The organism is Pseudomonas sp. JQ36, from assembly GCF_053851495.1.
This window is the reverse complement of the sequence record NZ_CM132642.1, coordinates 5,426,507-5,442,689: the sequence shown is the minus strand read 5'-3', so window position 1 is coordinate 5,442,689 and position 16,183 is coordinate 5,426,507. Positions and strand designations below refer to the sequence as shown.

Genomic DNA, 16,183 nt, shown 5'->3' with positions numbered 1-16,183 from the left:
CCCTTTGATCCGGGCGGCCAGCCTGCGGGCGAGCCTTGAGTGAAGCAGAAAATGACCGATCCGTTCAAAACGCACGCGCATGAACGACGCGGCGAAAGGCCTGTTACCGGCTTCGCCCATCACTTTCCTCGAAAATCTCTCGGGCCATTCAACCCGATGCCTGCAACAAAAAACAGCAATCAAACGTGCAGACGCAAAAAAGCCGGGAATTTCCCGGCTGCCGCATCATACACACGTTTTCCCAAAGGATCACCCCGCCCGAGGTTTTAGCCGCCGGGCGGAATGATTCAGGTCAACGTCGTATCAAGGCTTGGACTTTTCCAGGTAACGGAAGAAGTCGCTGCTTGGGTCGAGAACCATGACGTCGGATTTGTTCGCGAAGCTTTCACGGTAGGCACGCAGGCTACGGTAGAAACCGTAGAACTCCTGATCCTGACCGTAGGCCTTGGAGTAGATCGCAGCGGCCTGGGCATCGCCGTCACCGCGAATCTCTTCGGATTCACGATAGGCTTCAGCCAGCAGCACGCGGCGTTGACGATCGGCGTCGGCACGGATGCCTTCAGCCAGCTCGTTACCCTTGGCGCGATGCTCGCGAGCTTCACGCTCACGCTCGGTGCTCATACGCTCGAACACGCTGCGGTTCACTTCTTTCGGCAGATCGATGGTTTTGACCCGGACATCGACCACTTCGATCCCCAGCTCTTTTTCCGCCATCTTGTTCAGCGATGCGGTGATGTCAGCCATCAGCGCATCACGCTCACCCGACACGACTTCGTGCAGGGTGCGCTTGCCGAACTGGTCACGCAGACCGGACTCCAGACGACGGGACAGACGCTCGTCGGCGATCTGCTTGAGGCCGGACGTCGCTGTGTAGAAACGCTCGGCATCTTTCACCCGCCACTTGGCGTAGGCATCGACCATCACGGCTTTCTTTTCCAGGGTCAGGAAGCGCTGTGTCGGTGCATCCAGCGTCATCAGACGTGCGTCGAATTTACGCACCTGGTTAACGTAAGGCACTTTCACATGCAGGCCTGGCTGAACATCGGCCTGAACCACACGACCGAATTGCAGCAGCACCGCACGCTCGGTCTGAGCCACGATATAGAAGCAGTTCCAGCCCACCAGTACCACGACGACGCCTACGATCAGGGCGATCAGCGATTTATTGCTCATCAGCGGGTCTCCCTTGTACGTGTCTGCGGCACGTCAGAGACATGCGGCGTGACGTCCGTGTTGTTGCTGGCGGCGGCCGAACCGGTAACCGGTGCATTGCCGCCCGAACTGTTCTGGATCATTTTGTCCAACGGCAGGTAAAGCAGGTTGCTCTGGCCGTCCTTGTTGCCGGTTACGAGTACCTTGCTGGTATTACTGAAGACTTCCTGCATGGTGTCCAGATACAGACGCTGGCGGGTGACTTCAGGCGCCTTGCGATACTCGGCGACCAGTTTGGTAAAGCGATCAGCTTCACCCTTGGCGCGGGAGACCGTTTCGTCACGGTAACCGTTGGCATCCTCGAGGATACGCTGGGCCTGACCACGGGCTTCCGGCACGACGCCGTTGGCGTAGGTTTCCGCCTGGTTGCGCGAACGCTGCTCGTCTTCACGGGCGCGGATCACGTCGTCAAAGGCTTCCTGCACTTCACGCGGTGCCGCTGCGCTCTGTACGTTGACCTGAGTGACGGTGATACCAGTGCGATAGGTATCGAGGAAACGTTGCAGACGCTCCTTGATTTCGCTGGCCATCAGTTCACGACCTTCGGTCAGCACCTGGTCCATGGCGGTTGAACCCACCACGTGGCGCAGGGCGCTGTCGGTCGCATGCTGAAGGCTGATTTCGGGCTGATCGACGTTCAGCACGAAGTCCTGCAGGTTGCTGATCTTGTACTGCACGGTCAGCGGCACTTCGACGATGTTCTCGTCTTCGGTCAGCATCTGGCCCTGCTTGGTGTAGGCACGCTCACGCGTGACGTTCTCCATGTACTTCTTGTCGATCGGCGGGAAATAGATGTTCAGGCCGGGACCGACCGTCTCGTAGTATTTGCCGAAGCGCAGCACCACGGCTTGCTCCTGCTCGTCGACCACATAGACCGCGCTGTACAGCCAGACAGCCGCCAGCACGACGAGGCCGATGCCGAGCAGACCGCCGAAGCCGCCACCACTCCTGCCCGAACCACCGCCGTCATCACCACCGCGTTTCTTACCACCACCGAACAACCCGTTCAGGCTTTCCTGCAGCTTTCGGAAGGCCTCGTCGAGATCCGGTGGCCCCTTGCGGTCGCCGTTATTGCGGCGCTTGCCACCCCAAGGATCCTGATTATTCGAGTTGCCACCCGGCTCATTCCAAGCCATAGCGCTCTCCATCTGATAAAGCAAAGACGCACCCACGGCGCGCCGACCAATGCTACAGAATGCCTGCCGTTGCGGCACAACCGCTTTGCCAGGCTTTTATTGCAAAGTGTGTTGCTCGATGAATTCCATCGGCTGCAATCCTTCGCGGCTTACCAGTCGATTCAACTCGACCCGGGGCAAACGAACGGCCAGCAGGCAGATGCCTTCTTCGTCATGCTCTTCTTTCTGTACCGCACCGAGTTCGAAGAACTGCGCACGCAGTCGAGCGAATCGTTGCGGCAAGCGCAATGTGCCCACGAACAAATCACTGCCCAGCAATTCGGCAATGGCTTGCTCAAGCAATTCCAACCCCGTGCCATCACGCGCTGACAGCCAGACCCGCTGCGGTTTGCCATCGGCATCGCGCTGGATCTGTGGCTCCACGCCTTCAAGCAAATCGAGTTTGTTGTATACCTCGAGGATCGGCAAGTCCTGGGCTCCGATCTCGCCCAGCACCACCATCACCTGCTCGATCTGCAACATGCGATCCGGCTCGGCCGCATCGATCACGTGCAACAGCAGGTCGGAATTGCTCGACTCTTCGAGCGTAGACCGAAATGCCTCGACCAGCTTGTGCGGCAAGTGCCGAATGAACCCTACCGTGTCAGCCAGAACGATCGGCCCCAGGTCGTCCAGTTCCAGACGGCGCAGGGTCGGGTCCAGCGTGGCGAACAACTGGTCGGCTGCGTAAACCTCGGACTTGGTCACGTTATTGAACAGCGTGGATTTGCCGGCGTTGGTATAGCCCACCAGAGACACGGTAGGGATATCCGCACGAGAGCGGCCGCGACGCGATTGCTCGCGCTGGCTGCGCACTTTTTCCAGACGCCCCTTGATCTGACGCAGACGAACCCGCAGCAGACGCCGGTCGGTTTCGAGCTGGGTTTCACCCGGGCCACGCATGCCGATACCGCCACCCTGACGCTCAAGGTGAGTCCAGCCGCGAACCAGCCGGGTGCTCATGTGATCAAGCTGGGCCAGTTCTACCTGGAGCTTGCCTTCATGGGTACGGGCGCGCTGGGCGAAGATATCGAGAATCAGGCCGGTACGGTCGATCACGCGACACTCGAAAACACGTTCGAGGTTACGCTCCTGACTGGGCGTGAGAATGTGATTGAAAATCACCAGATCGGCCTTTTCGGCATGAACCAGGTCGCGTAATTCCTCGACCTTGCCGCTGCCAATCAGGAATTTGGCGGTTGGCCGATGACGCGGCACGTTAAAAAACGCAACGGTCTCGGCGCCCGCCGAATTAGCCAATTCCTGAAACTCCTGCGGATCTTCGCGCGCCTCAGGGTCCTGACCTTCCAAGTGAACGAGGATGACTCGCTCACCACCACCGTGGCGCTCAAAGAACAAAGGAGACTCCTATCAGGCGTTACCTGGCTCAGCGTCACCTGCATCGGATTCGGTTGCGCTAGGCAGACGAATTGGACGTACTGGCACGACTGTCGAGATAGCGTGTTTGTAAACCATCTGGCTGACGGTGTTCTTCAGCAGGATAACGAACTGGTCGAACGACTCGATCGTGCCTTGCAGTTTGATCCCGTTGACCAGGTAGATGGAAACCCCAACTTTCTCTTTACGTAAAGTATTCAGGTAAGGGTCTTGTAGCGAATGCCCTTTTGACATGTGCCGCACTCCTTTAAGGATTCAATAATAAAAATAGGTAATTCAGATGGCTTTGGCCGCCACACCCCCAAGGATAGACGGCAATTGCAAGGACTCAGCTCAATATGGAGATGGTCCCAAGGTATTTCAAGGCGCGTGGCAGATTGTCGCAATCAAGACTGTCCAGCCAGTGCAGTTCTTCCCAGCTGCGCAGCCAGGTGAACTGGCGCTTGGCCAATTGACGCGTGGCAATGATGCCGCGTTCCTGCATTTCAGCTAACGACAGCTTGCCATCCAGGTAGTCCCAGACTTGGCGGTAGCCTACCGCACGTATAGACGGCAACCCGGAATGCAGGTCACTTCTTTTACGCAGGGCTACGACCTCGTCGATGAACCCCTGTTCCAGCATATTTGTGAATCTTTGTTTAATGCGCTCGTGCAGTACCTGGCGATTTGCCGGAGCAATGGCCAAGTTCGCGACAGTATAGGGCAATTGTTGCCGTCCCGAAGCGGCTGCTTCAGTACTTTGCGCAGATTGTTGCTGACGCAGGGCAGTCATGCTCTGACCGCTGACCCGATAAACCTCCAGCGCCCGACTCAGGCGTTGCGGATCGTTCGGATGAATGCGTGCTGCCGACACCGGATCGATAATCGCCAGTTGATCGTGCAGGGCTTGCCAGCCAAGGCGTGCAGCCTCTTCTTCGATCTGCGCACGGACCTCGGGATCGGCCGCCGGCATGTCCGCCAGACCGTCAACCAGCGCCTTGTAATAGAGCATGGTGCCACCGACCAGTAGCGGAATTTTTCCGCGCGCGGTGATCTCGGCCATGGCTTGCAGGGCATCGCGACGAAAATCTGCAGCCGAATACGCTTCGGCGGGATCGAGAATATCGATCAAACGGTGTGGATATTCGGCCAGCAACTCTTTGGAAGGCTTGGCGGTACCGATGTCCATGCCGCGATAGACCAGCGCCGAATCGACACTGATCAGCTCGCACGGCAGCACCTTGGTCAGCTCGATGGCCAGGTCGGTCTTGCCCGCAGCGGTCGGGCCCATCAGGAAAATCGCTGGAGGAAGCTGGCTCATCAACGACCGCGCAGGAACAGTTTGTCCAGATCGTCCAGGCCCAGTTGGGTCCAGGTCGGTCGGCCATGGTTGCATTGACCGCTGCGCTCGGTGTTTTCCATGTCGCGCAGCAGACCGTTCATTTCTGGCAGGGCCAGACGCCGGTTGGCGCGGATCGCGCCGTGGCAGGCCATGGTCCCGAGCAGTTCGTTCAGGTGCGCCTGAATCCGGTCGCTGGTGCCGTATTCCATCAGGTCCGACAACACGTCACCCACCAGCCGATTGGCCTCGGCCTGCTTGAGCAACGCCGGAATCTGGCGGATTGCCAAGGTTTCCGGGCCCAGACGCTGCAGCTCGAAGCCCAGTTTCTGGAACCATGCAGCGTGTTCTTCAGCGCAATCGGCTTCACGCTGACTGACCGCCAGCGATTCCGGCACCAACAGCGGCTGGCCGCTGAGACCTTCGCTGGCCATGGCGATTTTCAGGCGTTCGTACATGATCCGCTCGTGCGCGGCATGCATGTCCACCAGCACCAGCCCCTGAGCGTTCTCGGACAGAATGTAAATGCCCTTGAGCTGCGCCAGTGCGTAACCGAGCGGCGGAATATCTTCCTGACCGGCCGGCAGCGCGTTGGCATTCGCTTCCGGCAACGGTGCGAAGAACTCGCGGTAAGCGGCTTGAGCCTCGGCGGCCGGCACAGCCGACTGCGGACGCGGCGTGTACTGATACTGATAAGCGCCGCCGGCACTGGCGCCGGACGAAGTATTGAACGCCGGTTGCGCCTGCGGCTGCTCCAGCAGCGCGTTGGCCGCCAGGCGCATTTCGCCCTGCGGGCCGAATTCACCGGCCTCGATACCGGTTGGACGCACCACGGCTGTGGTGACAGAGCCGGCCAACTGATCTTCCGGACGCACATCGCCCAACGCGCGGTGCAACGTGCCGTAAAGGAAGTCATGCACCATGCGCCCGTCACGGAAGCGCACCTCGTGCTTGGTCGGGTGCACGTTGACGTCCACCGCCGCCGGATCGACCTCGAAAAACAGCGCAAAAGTCGGATGACGACCGTTGAACAGCACATCGCGATAAGCCTGACGCACCGCGTGGGCCACCAGTTTGTCGCGTACCGCACGGCCGTTCACGAAGAAATACTGCAAGTCCGCCTGGCTACGGTTGAAGGTTGGTAACCCGACCCAACCCCACAGGTGCAGGCCATTGCGCTCGATCTCGATCGGCAGCGCCTGCTCAAGGAAGCCCGAACCGCAGATCGCCGCCACACGCCGGGCGCGGGCCGCATCATCGTGGGCCTCGTGCAGGCTGAGGATGGTCTTGCCGTTGTGGCGCAGATGGAAGGCCACATCGAAACGCGCCAGCGCCAGGCGCTTGATCACCTCTTGCAGGTGATCGAATTCGGTTTTTTCAGTCTTGAGAAACTTGCGCCGCGCCGGAGTGTTGAAGAACAGGTCGCGCACTTCCACCGAGGTACCGACCGGATGCGCCGCCGGCTGCACCCGAGGCGCCATGTCGCGACCTTCGGTTTCGACCTGCCAGGCCTGATCGGCGTCGCGGGTGCGCGAGGTCAGGGTCAGGCGCGCCACGGAGCTGATCGACGCCAGTGCTTCACCACGGAAGCCCAGGCTCATCACCTGCTCGAGGTCTTCGAGATTGCGAATCTTGCTGGTGGCGTGACGGGCCAGCGCCAGCGGCAGGTCATCGGCGGAAATGCCGCTGCCGTCGTCACGCACCCGCAGCAGCTTGACGCCGCCCTGCTCGACATCGACATCGATGCGCCTGGCACCGGAGTCGAGACTGTTTTCCAGCAACTCCTTGATCACCGAAGCCGGGCGCTCGACCACCTCGCCGGCGGCGATCTGGTTCGCCAGCCGTGGGCTGAGCAGTTCGATGCGGGCAGCGTTCAACACCTGGTTCATTCTTTGGACGCCAGTTCGGTGCCTGGAATGGTCAAGTGCTGACCGACTTTCAGCTCATCGCTTTTCAGGTTGTTGGCAGCACGCAGCGTGGCCGGCGACACCTGATAGCGCACGCCGATCATCGCCAGCGTTTCACCCGGACCGACACGGTGGTCACGCGGCCCTTGGGCGATCTTGCCGGAATCACGCAGCCAGGCAATGTAGGTGCCCGGTGGCGGGTTCTGCTGGAAGAACTGGCGCACGCCGCTGCTGATCGAACGCGCCAGCGCCTGCTGGTGGCTCGATGCCGAGAGTTTGTTCGCTTCGTTGGCGTTGGAGATAAATCCGGTTTCGACGAGAATCGACGGGATGTCCGGCGACTTCAACACCATGAACCCGGCCTGCTCCACGCGCTGCTTGTGCAGCGGGGTCACGCGACCGATGTTGGTCAGGACTTTCTGGCCGACGTTGAGGCTGGAAGTCAGCGACGCGGTCATCGACAGATCGAGGAGCACGCCGGCGAGCATGCGATCCTTGTCGTCGAGGCTGACGTTGCCGGCACCACCGATCAGGTCGGAACGGTTTTCGCTGTCGGCCAGCCAACGGGCGGTCTCCGACGTCGCGCCGCGATCAGACAGGGCAAACACCGAGGCACCGAAGGCTGCCGCAGACGGCGCAGCGTCGGCGTGGATCGAAACGAACAGGTCGGCGCCCTTCTTGCGGGCAATTTCGGTACGGCCGCGCAACGGGATGAAGTAGTCACCGGTCCGTGTCAGCTCGGCGCGGAAGCCTTTCATGCCGTTGACCTGACGCTGCAGCTCGCGGGCAATCTGCAGCACCACGTCTTTCTCACGCTGGCCGCGCGAGCCGGACGCACCCGGGTCTTCGCCGCCGTGACCGGCGTCGATCACCACAATGATGTCGCGCTTGCCGGCCGGGGCCGGTGGCAGTTTGATCGCCGGTTCCGACGGCGTTACTGGCACTGCCGGCACGGTGGCGACGGATGGCGTCGGGGCTGGCGGCGGCGCGGCATCGGCCGGGTTGTCGAACAGGTCGACCACCAGACGGTTACCATATTGCGCGTTCGGCGCCAGCGAGAAACTTTTCGGAGTGACGGCTTTTTTCAGGTCGATGACCACCCGCAGGTCGGTCGGCGTACGCTGGGCCGAGCGCATCGCGGTGATCGGCGTGTTAGCGGTCGAAACCTTCAGCGGCGCCCCCAGGGTGGCGCCATTGATGTCGATCACCAGCCGATCCGGTGCGGTCAGGGTGAAGACGCTGTGCTGCACCGGGCCGCTCAGGTCGAAGACCAGTCGCGTGTTGTCCGGCGCCCGCCACAGGCGCACGCTGTTGACCTTTGTCTCGGCCACAGCGTTGACGGTTACTGCCATCAACATCAGTCCAACGGCAGCCACCAACGCGCGAAAGCGCATACCTAACCCCATCATTTAATTGGATTCCAATGCCAAAGCGGCACACCAGGCCTCGCCACGCGAGCCCTGGGATAAAATTTTCAGCGAACGCCCGCTGTCTTGCGGGCTAATGGTAATGGTCAGGTCAGGCTTTGGCAAAAAGCCTGCACCTTTATCGGGCCACTCGATCAGGCACAGGGCATCGTCTTCGAAATAGTCGCGGATGCCGAGAAACTCCAGCTCTTCCGGATCGACCAGACGATACAGGTCAAAGTGGAAGGCGCGCACGTCGCCGATCTCGTAGGGCTCGACCAGGGTGAAGGTCGGACTTTTTACCGCGCCAACATGCCCAAGGCCACGAATAATGCCCCGCGACAGGGTGGTTTTGCCCATGCCCAGGTTGCCTTCCAGGAAAATCAGGCCATGGCCCTGGGTCACGCGGGCGATCCGTGCGCCAAAGTCGCTCATGGCCTGTTCATCGGCCAGGTACAGGGTTACTTCAGACACGGTGCATGCTCCTCCAACAACTGACGAATGACTGGAATCAGATCACTGGCCGCCAGCCCACGGCCGAATTTACCTTGTTGAGCGCCGGCATTGGCGTGCAGCCAGACTGCCAGGCACGCGGCATCGAAGCCGTCCATACCCTGCGCCAGCAGCGCCCCGGTCAACCCGGCGAGCACATCACCCAAGCCAGCAGTGGCCATCGCCGGATGCCCCTGATGACACAGCGCCAGACGCCCATCGGGATGGGCGATCAGGCTGCCGGCGCCTTTGAGCACGACGACGGCCGAGTATTTTTTGCTCAACGCCCGCGCGGCGGCCGGGCGATCGGCCTGCACCTCAGCGGTACTGACGCCCAACAGCCGCGCGGCTTCGCCCGGATGCGGGGTGATCACGCAATCCTTGGGCAGGCTGACAGAACCGCTCGCCAGCAGATTCAACGCGTCGGCGTCCCATACCTGTGGCAGCGGCGCATTGGCGGCAGCGGACAACAGCGCCCGCCCCCAACTCGCCTGCCCGAGTCCCGGGCCTACCACCAGTACCGAGACCTTTTCCAGCAGCCCCATCAACTGATTGGCCGACGACGTGCCGAGCGCCATGACTTCCGGCATCCGCGTCAGCGCTGCCGGAACATGTTCCGCACGGGTTGCCAGCGACACCATTCCGGCGCCGCTGCGCAAGGCCGTTTCGCTACTGAGCAGAATCGCCCCGCCAAAGCCCTGATCGCCACCGATCAGCAGCAAATGCCCGAAGCGCCCTTTGTGTGCAGCGGGCGCACGCGGAGCCAGTCGTGGAAGATTAGCCGTGGTGAGACGCAGAGCGCTGACAGGAATGTCACGGTAGATGTCGGCGGCGGCTTGCAGATCGTTAAACACCAGCGCCCCGACCTGATCCGCCGCTTCCCCGGTGAACAGGCCGAGCTTCAAGCCGATAAAAGTCACGGTAAGGTCGGCGCGAACCGCAACGCCGAGGACATGCCCGGTATCGGCACACAGTCCGGAAGGAATATCCACTGCCACCACCGGCTGGCCACTGGCATTGATCGCCTTGATCGCAGCGGCATATGGCTCACGTACATCGCCGGCCAGCCCGGTGCCGAGCAAGGCATCGACAATCACCCCGCGCAGCTCGCTTTGCGCAGTCCAGCTCTGCACGGCGACGTTATCGCTGATGGCCTGCTCATAAGCCTGCGCCGCATCACCCTGCAAGCGTTGCGGATCACCGACGGCCAGCACCCGCACCGCCCAGCCGGCTCGATGCGCCAGCGCGGCGATCAGAAAACCATCGCCTGCGTTGTTGCCATGCCCGGCAAGCACGGTCATCTGGTTTGCCGCAGGCCATTGCCGTACCAATGCGCGCCAGGTCGCGTGCGCGGCGCGCTGCATCAATTCGAAGCCCGGCGTACCCGCAGCGATCAGCCGCGCATCGAGTGCTCGCACCTGTGCGGCGCCATACAGCGCGTCGGGTAATTCATCTTTCGTGTGCGGCATGCGTCTCCGGGCTCCGATGTCTGGCAGAATTATACGCACCTCAGCTCCGGTTTCTCTCGCCTCATGTCCGCCATCACCACAGATCTGCCCGCCCTCGCCCAATCGATCAAGGATTGGGGCCGCGAGCTGGGCTTCCAGCAAGTCGGCATCAGCGGTCTGGACCTGGCCGAGCATGAACAGCACCTGGAGCGCTGGCTCGCCGCCGGTTACCACGGCGAAATGGATTACATGGGCGCTCACGGCAGCAAACGCTCGCATCCGGAGCAACTGGTTCCGGGTACGCTGCGTGTGGTTTCGCTGCGCATGGACTACCTGCCCGGCGACACGCAAATGGCGCAAATGCTCGCGCAACCGGAAAAGGCTTACGTCTCGCGTTATGCCTTGGGCCGCGATTACCACAAATTGATCCGTAAACGTGTGCAGCAATTGGCCGACAGGATTCAGTCGGAGATCGGCCCGTTCGGTTTCCGTGCCTTCGTCGACAGCGCCCCGGTGCTGGAAAAAGCCATCGCCGAGCAGGCCGGACTGGGCTGGATCGGTAAAAATACCCTGGTGCTGAACCGCAAGGCCGGCAGCTATTTCTTCTTGAGTGAACTGTTCGTCGATCTGCCGCTGCCGGTGGACGAACCGCACAGCAGCGAACATTGCGGACGTTGCACCGCGTGTCTGGATATCTGCCCGACCAATGCTTTCGTCGGCCCGTATGTGCTGGACGCCCGACGCTGTATCTCGTACCTGACCATCGAACTGAAAAACGCCATCCCCGAAGACCTGCGCCCGCTGATCGGCAACCGCGTATTTGGCTGCGACGACTGTCAGATCGTCTGCCCATGGAACCGCTTCGCCAAGCCATCCGGGGAAAGCGATTTCAAGCCACGGCACAACCTGGACAACGCCGAACTGGCGGAGTTGTTTCTGTGGGACGAGGACAAATTTCTCAGCAGCACCGAAGGCTCGCCGTTGCGCCGCGCCGGTTACGAGCGCTGGCTGCGCAATCTGGCAGTCGGGCTAGGCAACGCGCCGTCGAGCATTCCGGTGCTGGAAGCCTTGAAGGCGCGCCGTGATTACCCGTCCGATCTAGTCCGCGAACACGTCGAGTGGGCGCTGAAACAGCACGATCAATTGTAGGAGCTGCCGCAGGCTGCGATCTTTTGACTTTGATTTTTAAAAGACAAGATCAAAGGATCGCAGCCTGCGGCAGCTCCTACAGGGGAATGCATTAATGCTCGTCGTTGTAGACGAACTTGGGCATTTCCCAGTGAAAACGGATCGCCAGCAACCGCAGCAGAAAGCCGCCGAACAAGGTGATCAGGATCGCCTGTTCGCTCGGCACATTCAGGTACAGGCACAGCATGTAGCACCACGCGGCGGCAAACGAGACGCTGGCGTACAGTTCGCGGCGGAAGATCAGCGGGATGTCGTTGCAGAAGATGTCGCGCAGGATGCCGCCGAAGACTCCGGTGATCACGCCGCTGACCGACGCAACCAGCATGCCGTGGCCCATTTCCAGAGCGGTCATGCAGCCGATCAGGGTGAATGCCACCAGACCTACCGCATCGAGCACCAGAAACAGTGAGCGCAGGTGACGCATCCAGCGCGCGGTGAACACTGTGAGCATTGCGGCGGCCGAAGTCAGCACCAGATATTCCGGGTGTTTTACCCACGTCAGCGGATAGTGCCCGAGCAGCACATCGCGCACCGAACCGCCGCCCAATGCCGTGACGCAGGCAATCAACACCACCCCGAACCAGTCCATGCCGCGCCGCCCGGCAGACAGCGCGCCGGTCATGGCTTCAGCGGTAATGGCGATCAGATAGAGCATCAGCAACATGGCGGCGGTCCTGGCAGGAAGGCGCGCAGTCTAGCCATTTCAGCGCCGCACCAGAAGGGGGCGCACTCCGGGTTGCATTTCTGACTTGAATCTTACGGGACTCTGACGCCCTCTTCGCGAGCAAGCCCGCTCCCACAGGGGGAACGCATTCCAAATTGTGGGAGTGGGCTTGCTCGCGAAGACGTCAGGGCAGACACCCCTCAATCAGAACTTGATGAAGTGCTTGCGGTAGTGCTGCAGCTCGGCGATCGACTCGCGGATGTCGTCCAGCGCCAGGTGGGTACTGCCCTTCTTGAAGCTGTCGCGCACATCCGGTGCCCAGCGTGCAGCCAGCTCTTTGAGCGTCGACACGTCGAGGTTGCGGTAGTGGAAGTAGCTTTCCAGCGCCTTCATGTGGGTATAAAGGAAGCGGCGATCCTGGCAGATGCTGTTGCCGCAGATCGGCGACTTGCCCTTCGGCACCCACTTTTCCAGGAAAGCGATGGTTTCAGCCTCGGCCTCGGCCATGCTGATACGGCTGTCACGCACGCGCTGGGTCAGACCCGAGTTGCCGTGGGTGCGGGTGTTCCACTCGTCCATGCGGGCGAGCACTTCGTCACTGTGGTGAATGGCGATCACCGGGCCTTCGGCCAGAGTGTTGAGGTCACTGTCGGTGACGATGGTGGCCATTTCGATGATGACGTCGTTTTCCGGATCCAGACCGGTCATTTCCAAGTCGATCCAGATCAGGTTCTGCGGGTTTTGCATATTCGGGCTCCTAGGCAATGCTGCGCAGTTTAGCCTAGGCCGGTGCCCGGGCGTGCTAAACTCGCGGCCGTTTTACCTAATCGCTGCATTCTTCAGACGGAACACCCATGGCCAAACGCCAACTCAATCGTCGTCAAAACTGGCGCATCGAAAAGATTCAGGGCGAGCGCGCCGCGCGCGCCGCCAAACGCGAGTCCTCGGCGGTCGAAGCCCTCGAGGGCGGCGACCTCGGCCCTGAGCAACACGGCCTGGTGATCGCCCACTTCGGTGTGCAGGTCGAAGTCGAGGCCGTGGACGGCGAACAGGCCGGCCAGGTTTTCCGTTGCCACTTGCGCGCCAACCTGCCGGCGCTGGTGACCGGTGATCGGGTGGTCTGGCGCGCCGGCAACCAGGGCATCGGGGTGATCGTCGCGCAACTGCCGCGCAACACCGAGCTCTGCCGCCCGGACAGCCGTGGCCAGCTCAAGCCGGTCGCCGCCAACGTCGACATGATCGTCATCGTCTTCGCACCGCTGCCCGAGCCACATGCCAACCTGATCGACCGCTACCTGGTTGCCGCCGAACACGCAGGCATCCGCCCGCTGCTGTTGCTGAACAAGTTCGACCTGATCGACGAGCAGAACGCCCCGGCGCTCAATGCCCTGCTGGCGGTGTACCGCACGCTGGGTTATCCGGTGCTGGAAGTCTCGGCGCATCACGGCAACGGCATGGAGCAGTTGCAGAAGCAGCTCGACGGCCGCATCAGCGTGTTCGTCGGCCAGTCCGGCGTCGGCAAGTCGTCGCTGGTCAACAGCCTGCTGCCGGAAGTCGAGACCCGCGTCGGCCCGCTGTCCGAGCTGTCCGGTCAGGGCACGCACACAACGACCACCGCGCGCCTGTTCCACTTCCCAGGCGGCGGCGAGCTGATCGACTCCCCGGGTATCCGTGAGTTCGGTCTGGGCCACGTCAGCCGCGCCGACGTCGAAGCCGGTTTCATCGAGTTCAACGACCTGCTCGGCACCTGCCGCTTCCGCGACTGCAAGCACGATCGCGAACCCGGTTGCGCACTGCTCAAGGCCCTGGAAGACGGCCGCGTGCAGCAGCAGCGGATGAACAGCTACCGCGCGATCATCGCCAGCCTGCCGGAAAACGGCTACTAAACATCTGCACCGGCAGCCTCTCGCCCGAGGGCTGCCGGATGTCGGACCGCGCCTGACAAATCCTCGATTTCGTTAAACGTCAGACTCTTCTGACAGACTCGCTCGCACCTGTTTGCAGGACATTTCTCTTTCACCGCCCAGCCCTTGTAGGCTCGCGTCAGATGCCTAGATTGGGGTCCTCCTTCGCACCTTCGCGACCTTCGAGGAACCCCATGCAGACCTACCATTTATTCATCAGCCATTCGTGGAACTACGCCCACGCCCACGACAATCTGGTACGCCTGCTCGGCGCCAAACCGGATTTCAGCTTCAAGAATTTTTCCGTGCCGCCGCACAACCCGATCATGGGCGCGCAGACCGACAAGCAGCTCGAAGAAGCCATCGAAAACAAGATCCGTCCGTGCTCGGCGGTGCTGATCATGGCGGGCATGTATTCGACCTATAGCAAGTGGATCAACAAGGAAATCGAGATCGCCAAGCGCATGGGCAAAGTGATCATCGCCATCAAACCGTTCGGCGCCGAGCGCATTTCCACTGTCGTGCGTGAGGCGGCTCACGCCGAGTGCGCGTGGAACACCAACAGCATCATTGGTGCGATCCGTCAGCACACGGCGGTGTAAACATGCGCAAGGGACTGTTTATCGGCATCAACCACTACGACTACGTTTCGCCCTTGAGCGGTTGCTGCAACGACGCCATGGCCATGGCGTCCGTGCTGAAGACCGACGCCAACGGTGATCCCAACTTCAAGAACGTGGTGCTGACCTCGGCTGAGGACAACCTTGGCCGAGGCAAGCTCGAAGACCAGATTCGCGAGCTGTTCTGCGGCGACTGCAACGTCGCGTTGCTGTACTTCGCCGGGCACGGCGGCTTCGACAGCGACAACGATGAAGGCATGCTCCTGCCGCAGGACTATCGCAGCGCCAAGGACGGAATCCGCATCAGCGACATCCTCAACTGGGCCGCCAAAGCCACGAAAATCAAAAACAAAGTGATCATCCTCGACTGCTGCCAGAGCGGCGCGGCCGGCGAAGTGCGCGCCTTGCGCAGCGAAAGCAGCGTGGTCGGCGAAGGCATGACCATTTTGACCGCCTGCAAAAAGGAAGAGCCAGCCATGGAAGGCGCGCAACACGGTGTCTTCACCGGCTTGCTGTTGCAGGCCCTGCACGGCGGTGCGGCGAACATTCTCGGCAAGATCACACCGGGCAGCCTGTATTCCTTCGTCGACAACGCGCTCGACGCCTGGGAGCAGCGTCCGGTGTTCAAGACCAACGTCTCGCAGTTCATTTCCCTGCGCGAGGTCTCGCCGCTGATCCCCAAGGAGATTCTGCGCAAACTGCCGGAATGGTTCGCCGAAGCTGAATCGACGTTCCGCCTTGCCCCTAGCTACGAACCCACCGAAGCAACGTTCGACCCGGAGCACGGCGAGGTTTTCGCCCAACTGCAAAAGTGCAACCGCCACAGCCTGATTGAACCGGTGGATGCCGAACACATGTACTACGCCGCCATTCACTCCACGGGCTGCCGCCTCACGGCGCTCGGCGCCTATTACCGTGAACTCGCCATAAAAGGACACTTCTGATGCCCGTATTCATCAGCTACCGCCACATTGATCGCCCGCAGGCCATGGCGATCAATGCGCAATTGATGCAGGCCAACATCAAGACTTACCTCGACGTGCTCGACCCGGAGTCGCAGACCACCGACGACATCACCGGGGTGATCACCCGCAACATCACCGAATGCACGCACCTGCTGGCGGTGGTTTCGGAGAAAACCGCACTGTCGTGGTGGGTGCCGTTCGAAATCGGCGAAGCGACGATCAGCAACCGACGGATCTGCTCGTTCCGCACCGGGCAGGCGCAATTGCCGGAGTATCTGGACAAGTGGCCGAAGCTGAGCACGGCCAGTGATCTGAATTTCTTCATCGATGCCTATCGTGAAGAAGTATCGAGCAAGCGCTCGATGACGCTGGATTCGAGCAACGAATCCTTCAGCGGCACCTATAAGCGCAACGCCGATCTGTTCCATGAACAACTGAAAAACCGGATTCGGCGCGGGTTCTGAAGCCAATCGACAGCCACAAAAA

16 protein-coding genes are annotated in these 16,183 nt (G+C 61.1%); 5 read left to right on the top strand and 11 right to left on the bottom strand.

Annotated elements, in window-relative coordinates; all coding sequences use genetic code 11:
- Positions 1–303 precede the first annotated feature (303 nt).
- From hflC to ACS4NR_RS24520, 9 genes are all read right to left on the bottom strand, one after another.
- Entirely contained in the window at positions 304–1,173 is an 870-nt protein-coding gene (gene hflC, locus ACS4NR_RS24560) for a protease modulator HflC (RefSeq protein WP_047600702.1), read from the bottom strand.
- Positions 1,173–2,348 carry an FtsH protease activity modulator HflK gene (gene hflK / locus ACS4NR_RS24555; RefSeq protein WP_103368237.1) on the bottom strand — a complete coding sequence of 392 codons (1,176 nt, stop codon included), beginning with the start codon at positions 2,346–2,348 and terminating at the stop codon, positions 1,173–1,175. Before hflK ends, hflC begins: the two co-directional genes overlap by 1 nt.
- 96 nt (positions 2,349–2,444) lie before the next feature.
- Positions 2,445–3,746, bottom strand: coding sequence for a ribosome rescue GTPase HflX (gene hflX, locus ACS4NR_RS24550; protein WP_003221114.1), 1,302 nt, complete (start codon positions 3,744–3,746; stop codon positions 2,445–2,447).
- A gap of 12 nt (positions 3,747–3,758) precedes the next feature.
- Entirely contained in the window at positions 3,759–4,019 is a 261-nt protein-coding gene (gene hfq / locus ACS4NR_RS24545; protein ID WP_003221112.1) for an RNA chaperone Hfq, read from the bottom strand.
- A 94-nt stretch (positions 4,020–4,113) separates the two neighbouring features.
- Positions 4,114–5,085 carry a tRNA (adenosine(37)-N6)-dimethylallyltransferase MiaA gene (gene miaA, locus ACS4NR_RS24540; protein ID WP_095138118.1) on the bottom strand — a complete coding sequence of 324 codons (972 nt, stop codon included), beginning with the start codon at positions 5,083–5,085 and terminating at the stop codon, positions 4,114–4,116.
- Complete coding sequence (gene mutL, locus ACS4NR_RS24535; RefSeq protein WP_204894474.1) at positions 5,085–6,983, bottom strand: DNA mismatch repair endonuclease MutL; 1,899 nt, start codon at positions 6,981–6,983, stop codon at positions 5,085–5,087. Before mutL ends, miaA begins: the two co-directional genes overlap by 1 nt.
- A 5-nt stretch (positions 6,984–6,988) precedes the next feature.
- Positions 6,989–8,368 carry an N-acetylmuramoyl-L-alanine amidase gene (locus ACS4NR_RS24530; protein WP_371917878.1) on the bottom strand — a complete coding sequence of 460 codons (1,380 nt, stop codon included), beginning with the start codon at positions 8,366–8,368 and terminating at the stop codon, positions 6,989–6,991.
- Between the two features lie 51 nt (positions 8,369–8,419).
- Complete coding sequence (gene tsaE / locus ACS4NR_RS24525) at positions 8,420–8,890, bottom strand: tRNA (adenosine(37)-N6)-threonylcarbamoyltransferase complex ATPase subunit type 1 TsaE (RefSeq protein WP_007967425.1); 471 nt, start codon at positions 8,888–8,890, stop codon at positions 8,420–8,422.
- On the bottom strand, positions 8,878–10,377 hold the full coding sequence (locus ACS4NR_RS24520) for an NAD(P)H-hydrate dehydratase (protein WP_456018552.1): 1,500 nt from the start codon (positions 10,375–10,377) through the stop codon (positions 8,878–8,880). Before ACS4NR_RS24520 ends, tsaE begins: the two co-directional genes overlap by 13 nt.
- Before the next feature lie 63 nt (positions 10,378–10,440).
- Here ACS4NR_RS24520 and queG point away from each other — a divergent pair, with 63 nt between their 5' ends.
- Positions 10,441–11,505, top strand: coding sequence for a tRNA epoxyqueuosine(34) reductase QueG (gene queG, locus ACS4NR_RS24515; protein WP_456018551.1), 1,065 nt, complete (start codon positions 10,441–10,443; stop codon positions 11,503–11,505).
- A gap of 91 nt (positions 11,506–11,596) precedes the next feature.
- Here the strand turns inward: queG and ACS4NR_RS24510 are convergent, their stop codons facing one another.
- Both ACS4NR_RS24510 and orn read right to left on the bottom strand, forming a co-directional pair.
- Complete coding sequence (locus ACS4NR_RS24510; protein WP_047290974.1) at positions 11,597–12,208, bottom strand: trimeric intracellular cation channel family protein; 612 nt, start codon at positions 12,206–12,208, stop codon at positions 11,597–11,599.
- 204 nt (positions 12,209–12,412) lie between these two features.
- The gene (orn, locus tag ACS4NR_RS24505; protein WP_003221098.1) at positions 12,413–12,955 is read right to left on the bottom strand and encodes an oligoribonuclease; all 543 of its coding nucleotides are present in this window, start codon (positions 12,953–12,955) and stop codon (positions 12,413–12,415) included.
- Between the two features lie 107 nt (positions 12,956–13,062).
- Here orn and rsgA point away from each other — a divergent pair, with 107 nt between their 5' ends.
- From rsgA to ACS4NR_RS24485, 4 genes are all read left to right on the top strand, one after another.
- Positions 13,063–14,094 (top strand): small ribosomal subunit biogenesis GTPase RsgA, encoded by a 1,032-nt coding sequence (gene rsgA / locus ACS4NR_RS24500; RefSeq protein ID WP_456018550.1) that lies wholly within the window; start codon positions 13,063–13,065, stop codon positions 14,092–14,094.
- Between the two features lie 212 nt (positions 14,095–14,306).
- The gene (locus ACS4NR_RS24495; protein WP_115985397.1) at positions 14,307–14,714 is read left to right on the top strand and encodes a TIR domain-containing protein; all 408 of its coding nucleotides are present in this window, start codon (positions 14,307–14,309) and stop codon (positions 14,712–14,714) included.
- Positions 14,715–14,716: 2 nt separating this feature from the next.
- A complete protein-coding gene (locus ACS4NR_RS24490) occupies positions 14,717–15,676 on the top strand; it encodes a caspase family protein (RefSeq protein ID WP_253148550.1) in 960 nt (319 codons plus the stop codon).
- On the top strand, positions 15,676–16,161 hold the full coding sequence (locus ACS4NR_RS24485; RefSeq protein WP_222016999.1) for a toll/interleukin-1 receptor domain-containing protein: 486 nt from the start codon (positions 15,676–15,678) through the stop codon (positions 16,159–16,161). The genes ACS4NR_RS24490 and ACS4NR_RS24485 overlap by 1 nt, the downstream gene beginning before the upstream one ends.
- Positions 16,162–16,183: the final 22 nt, after the last annotated feature.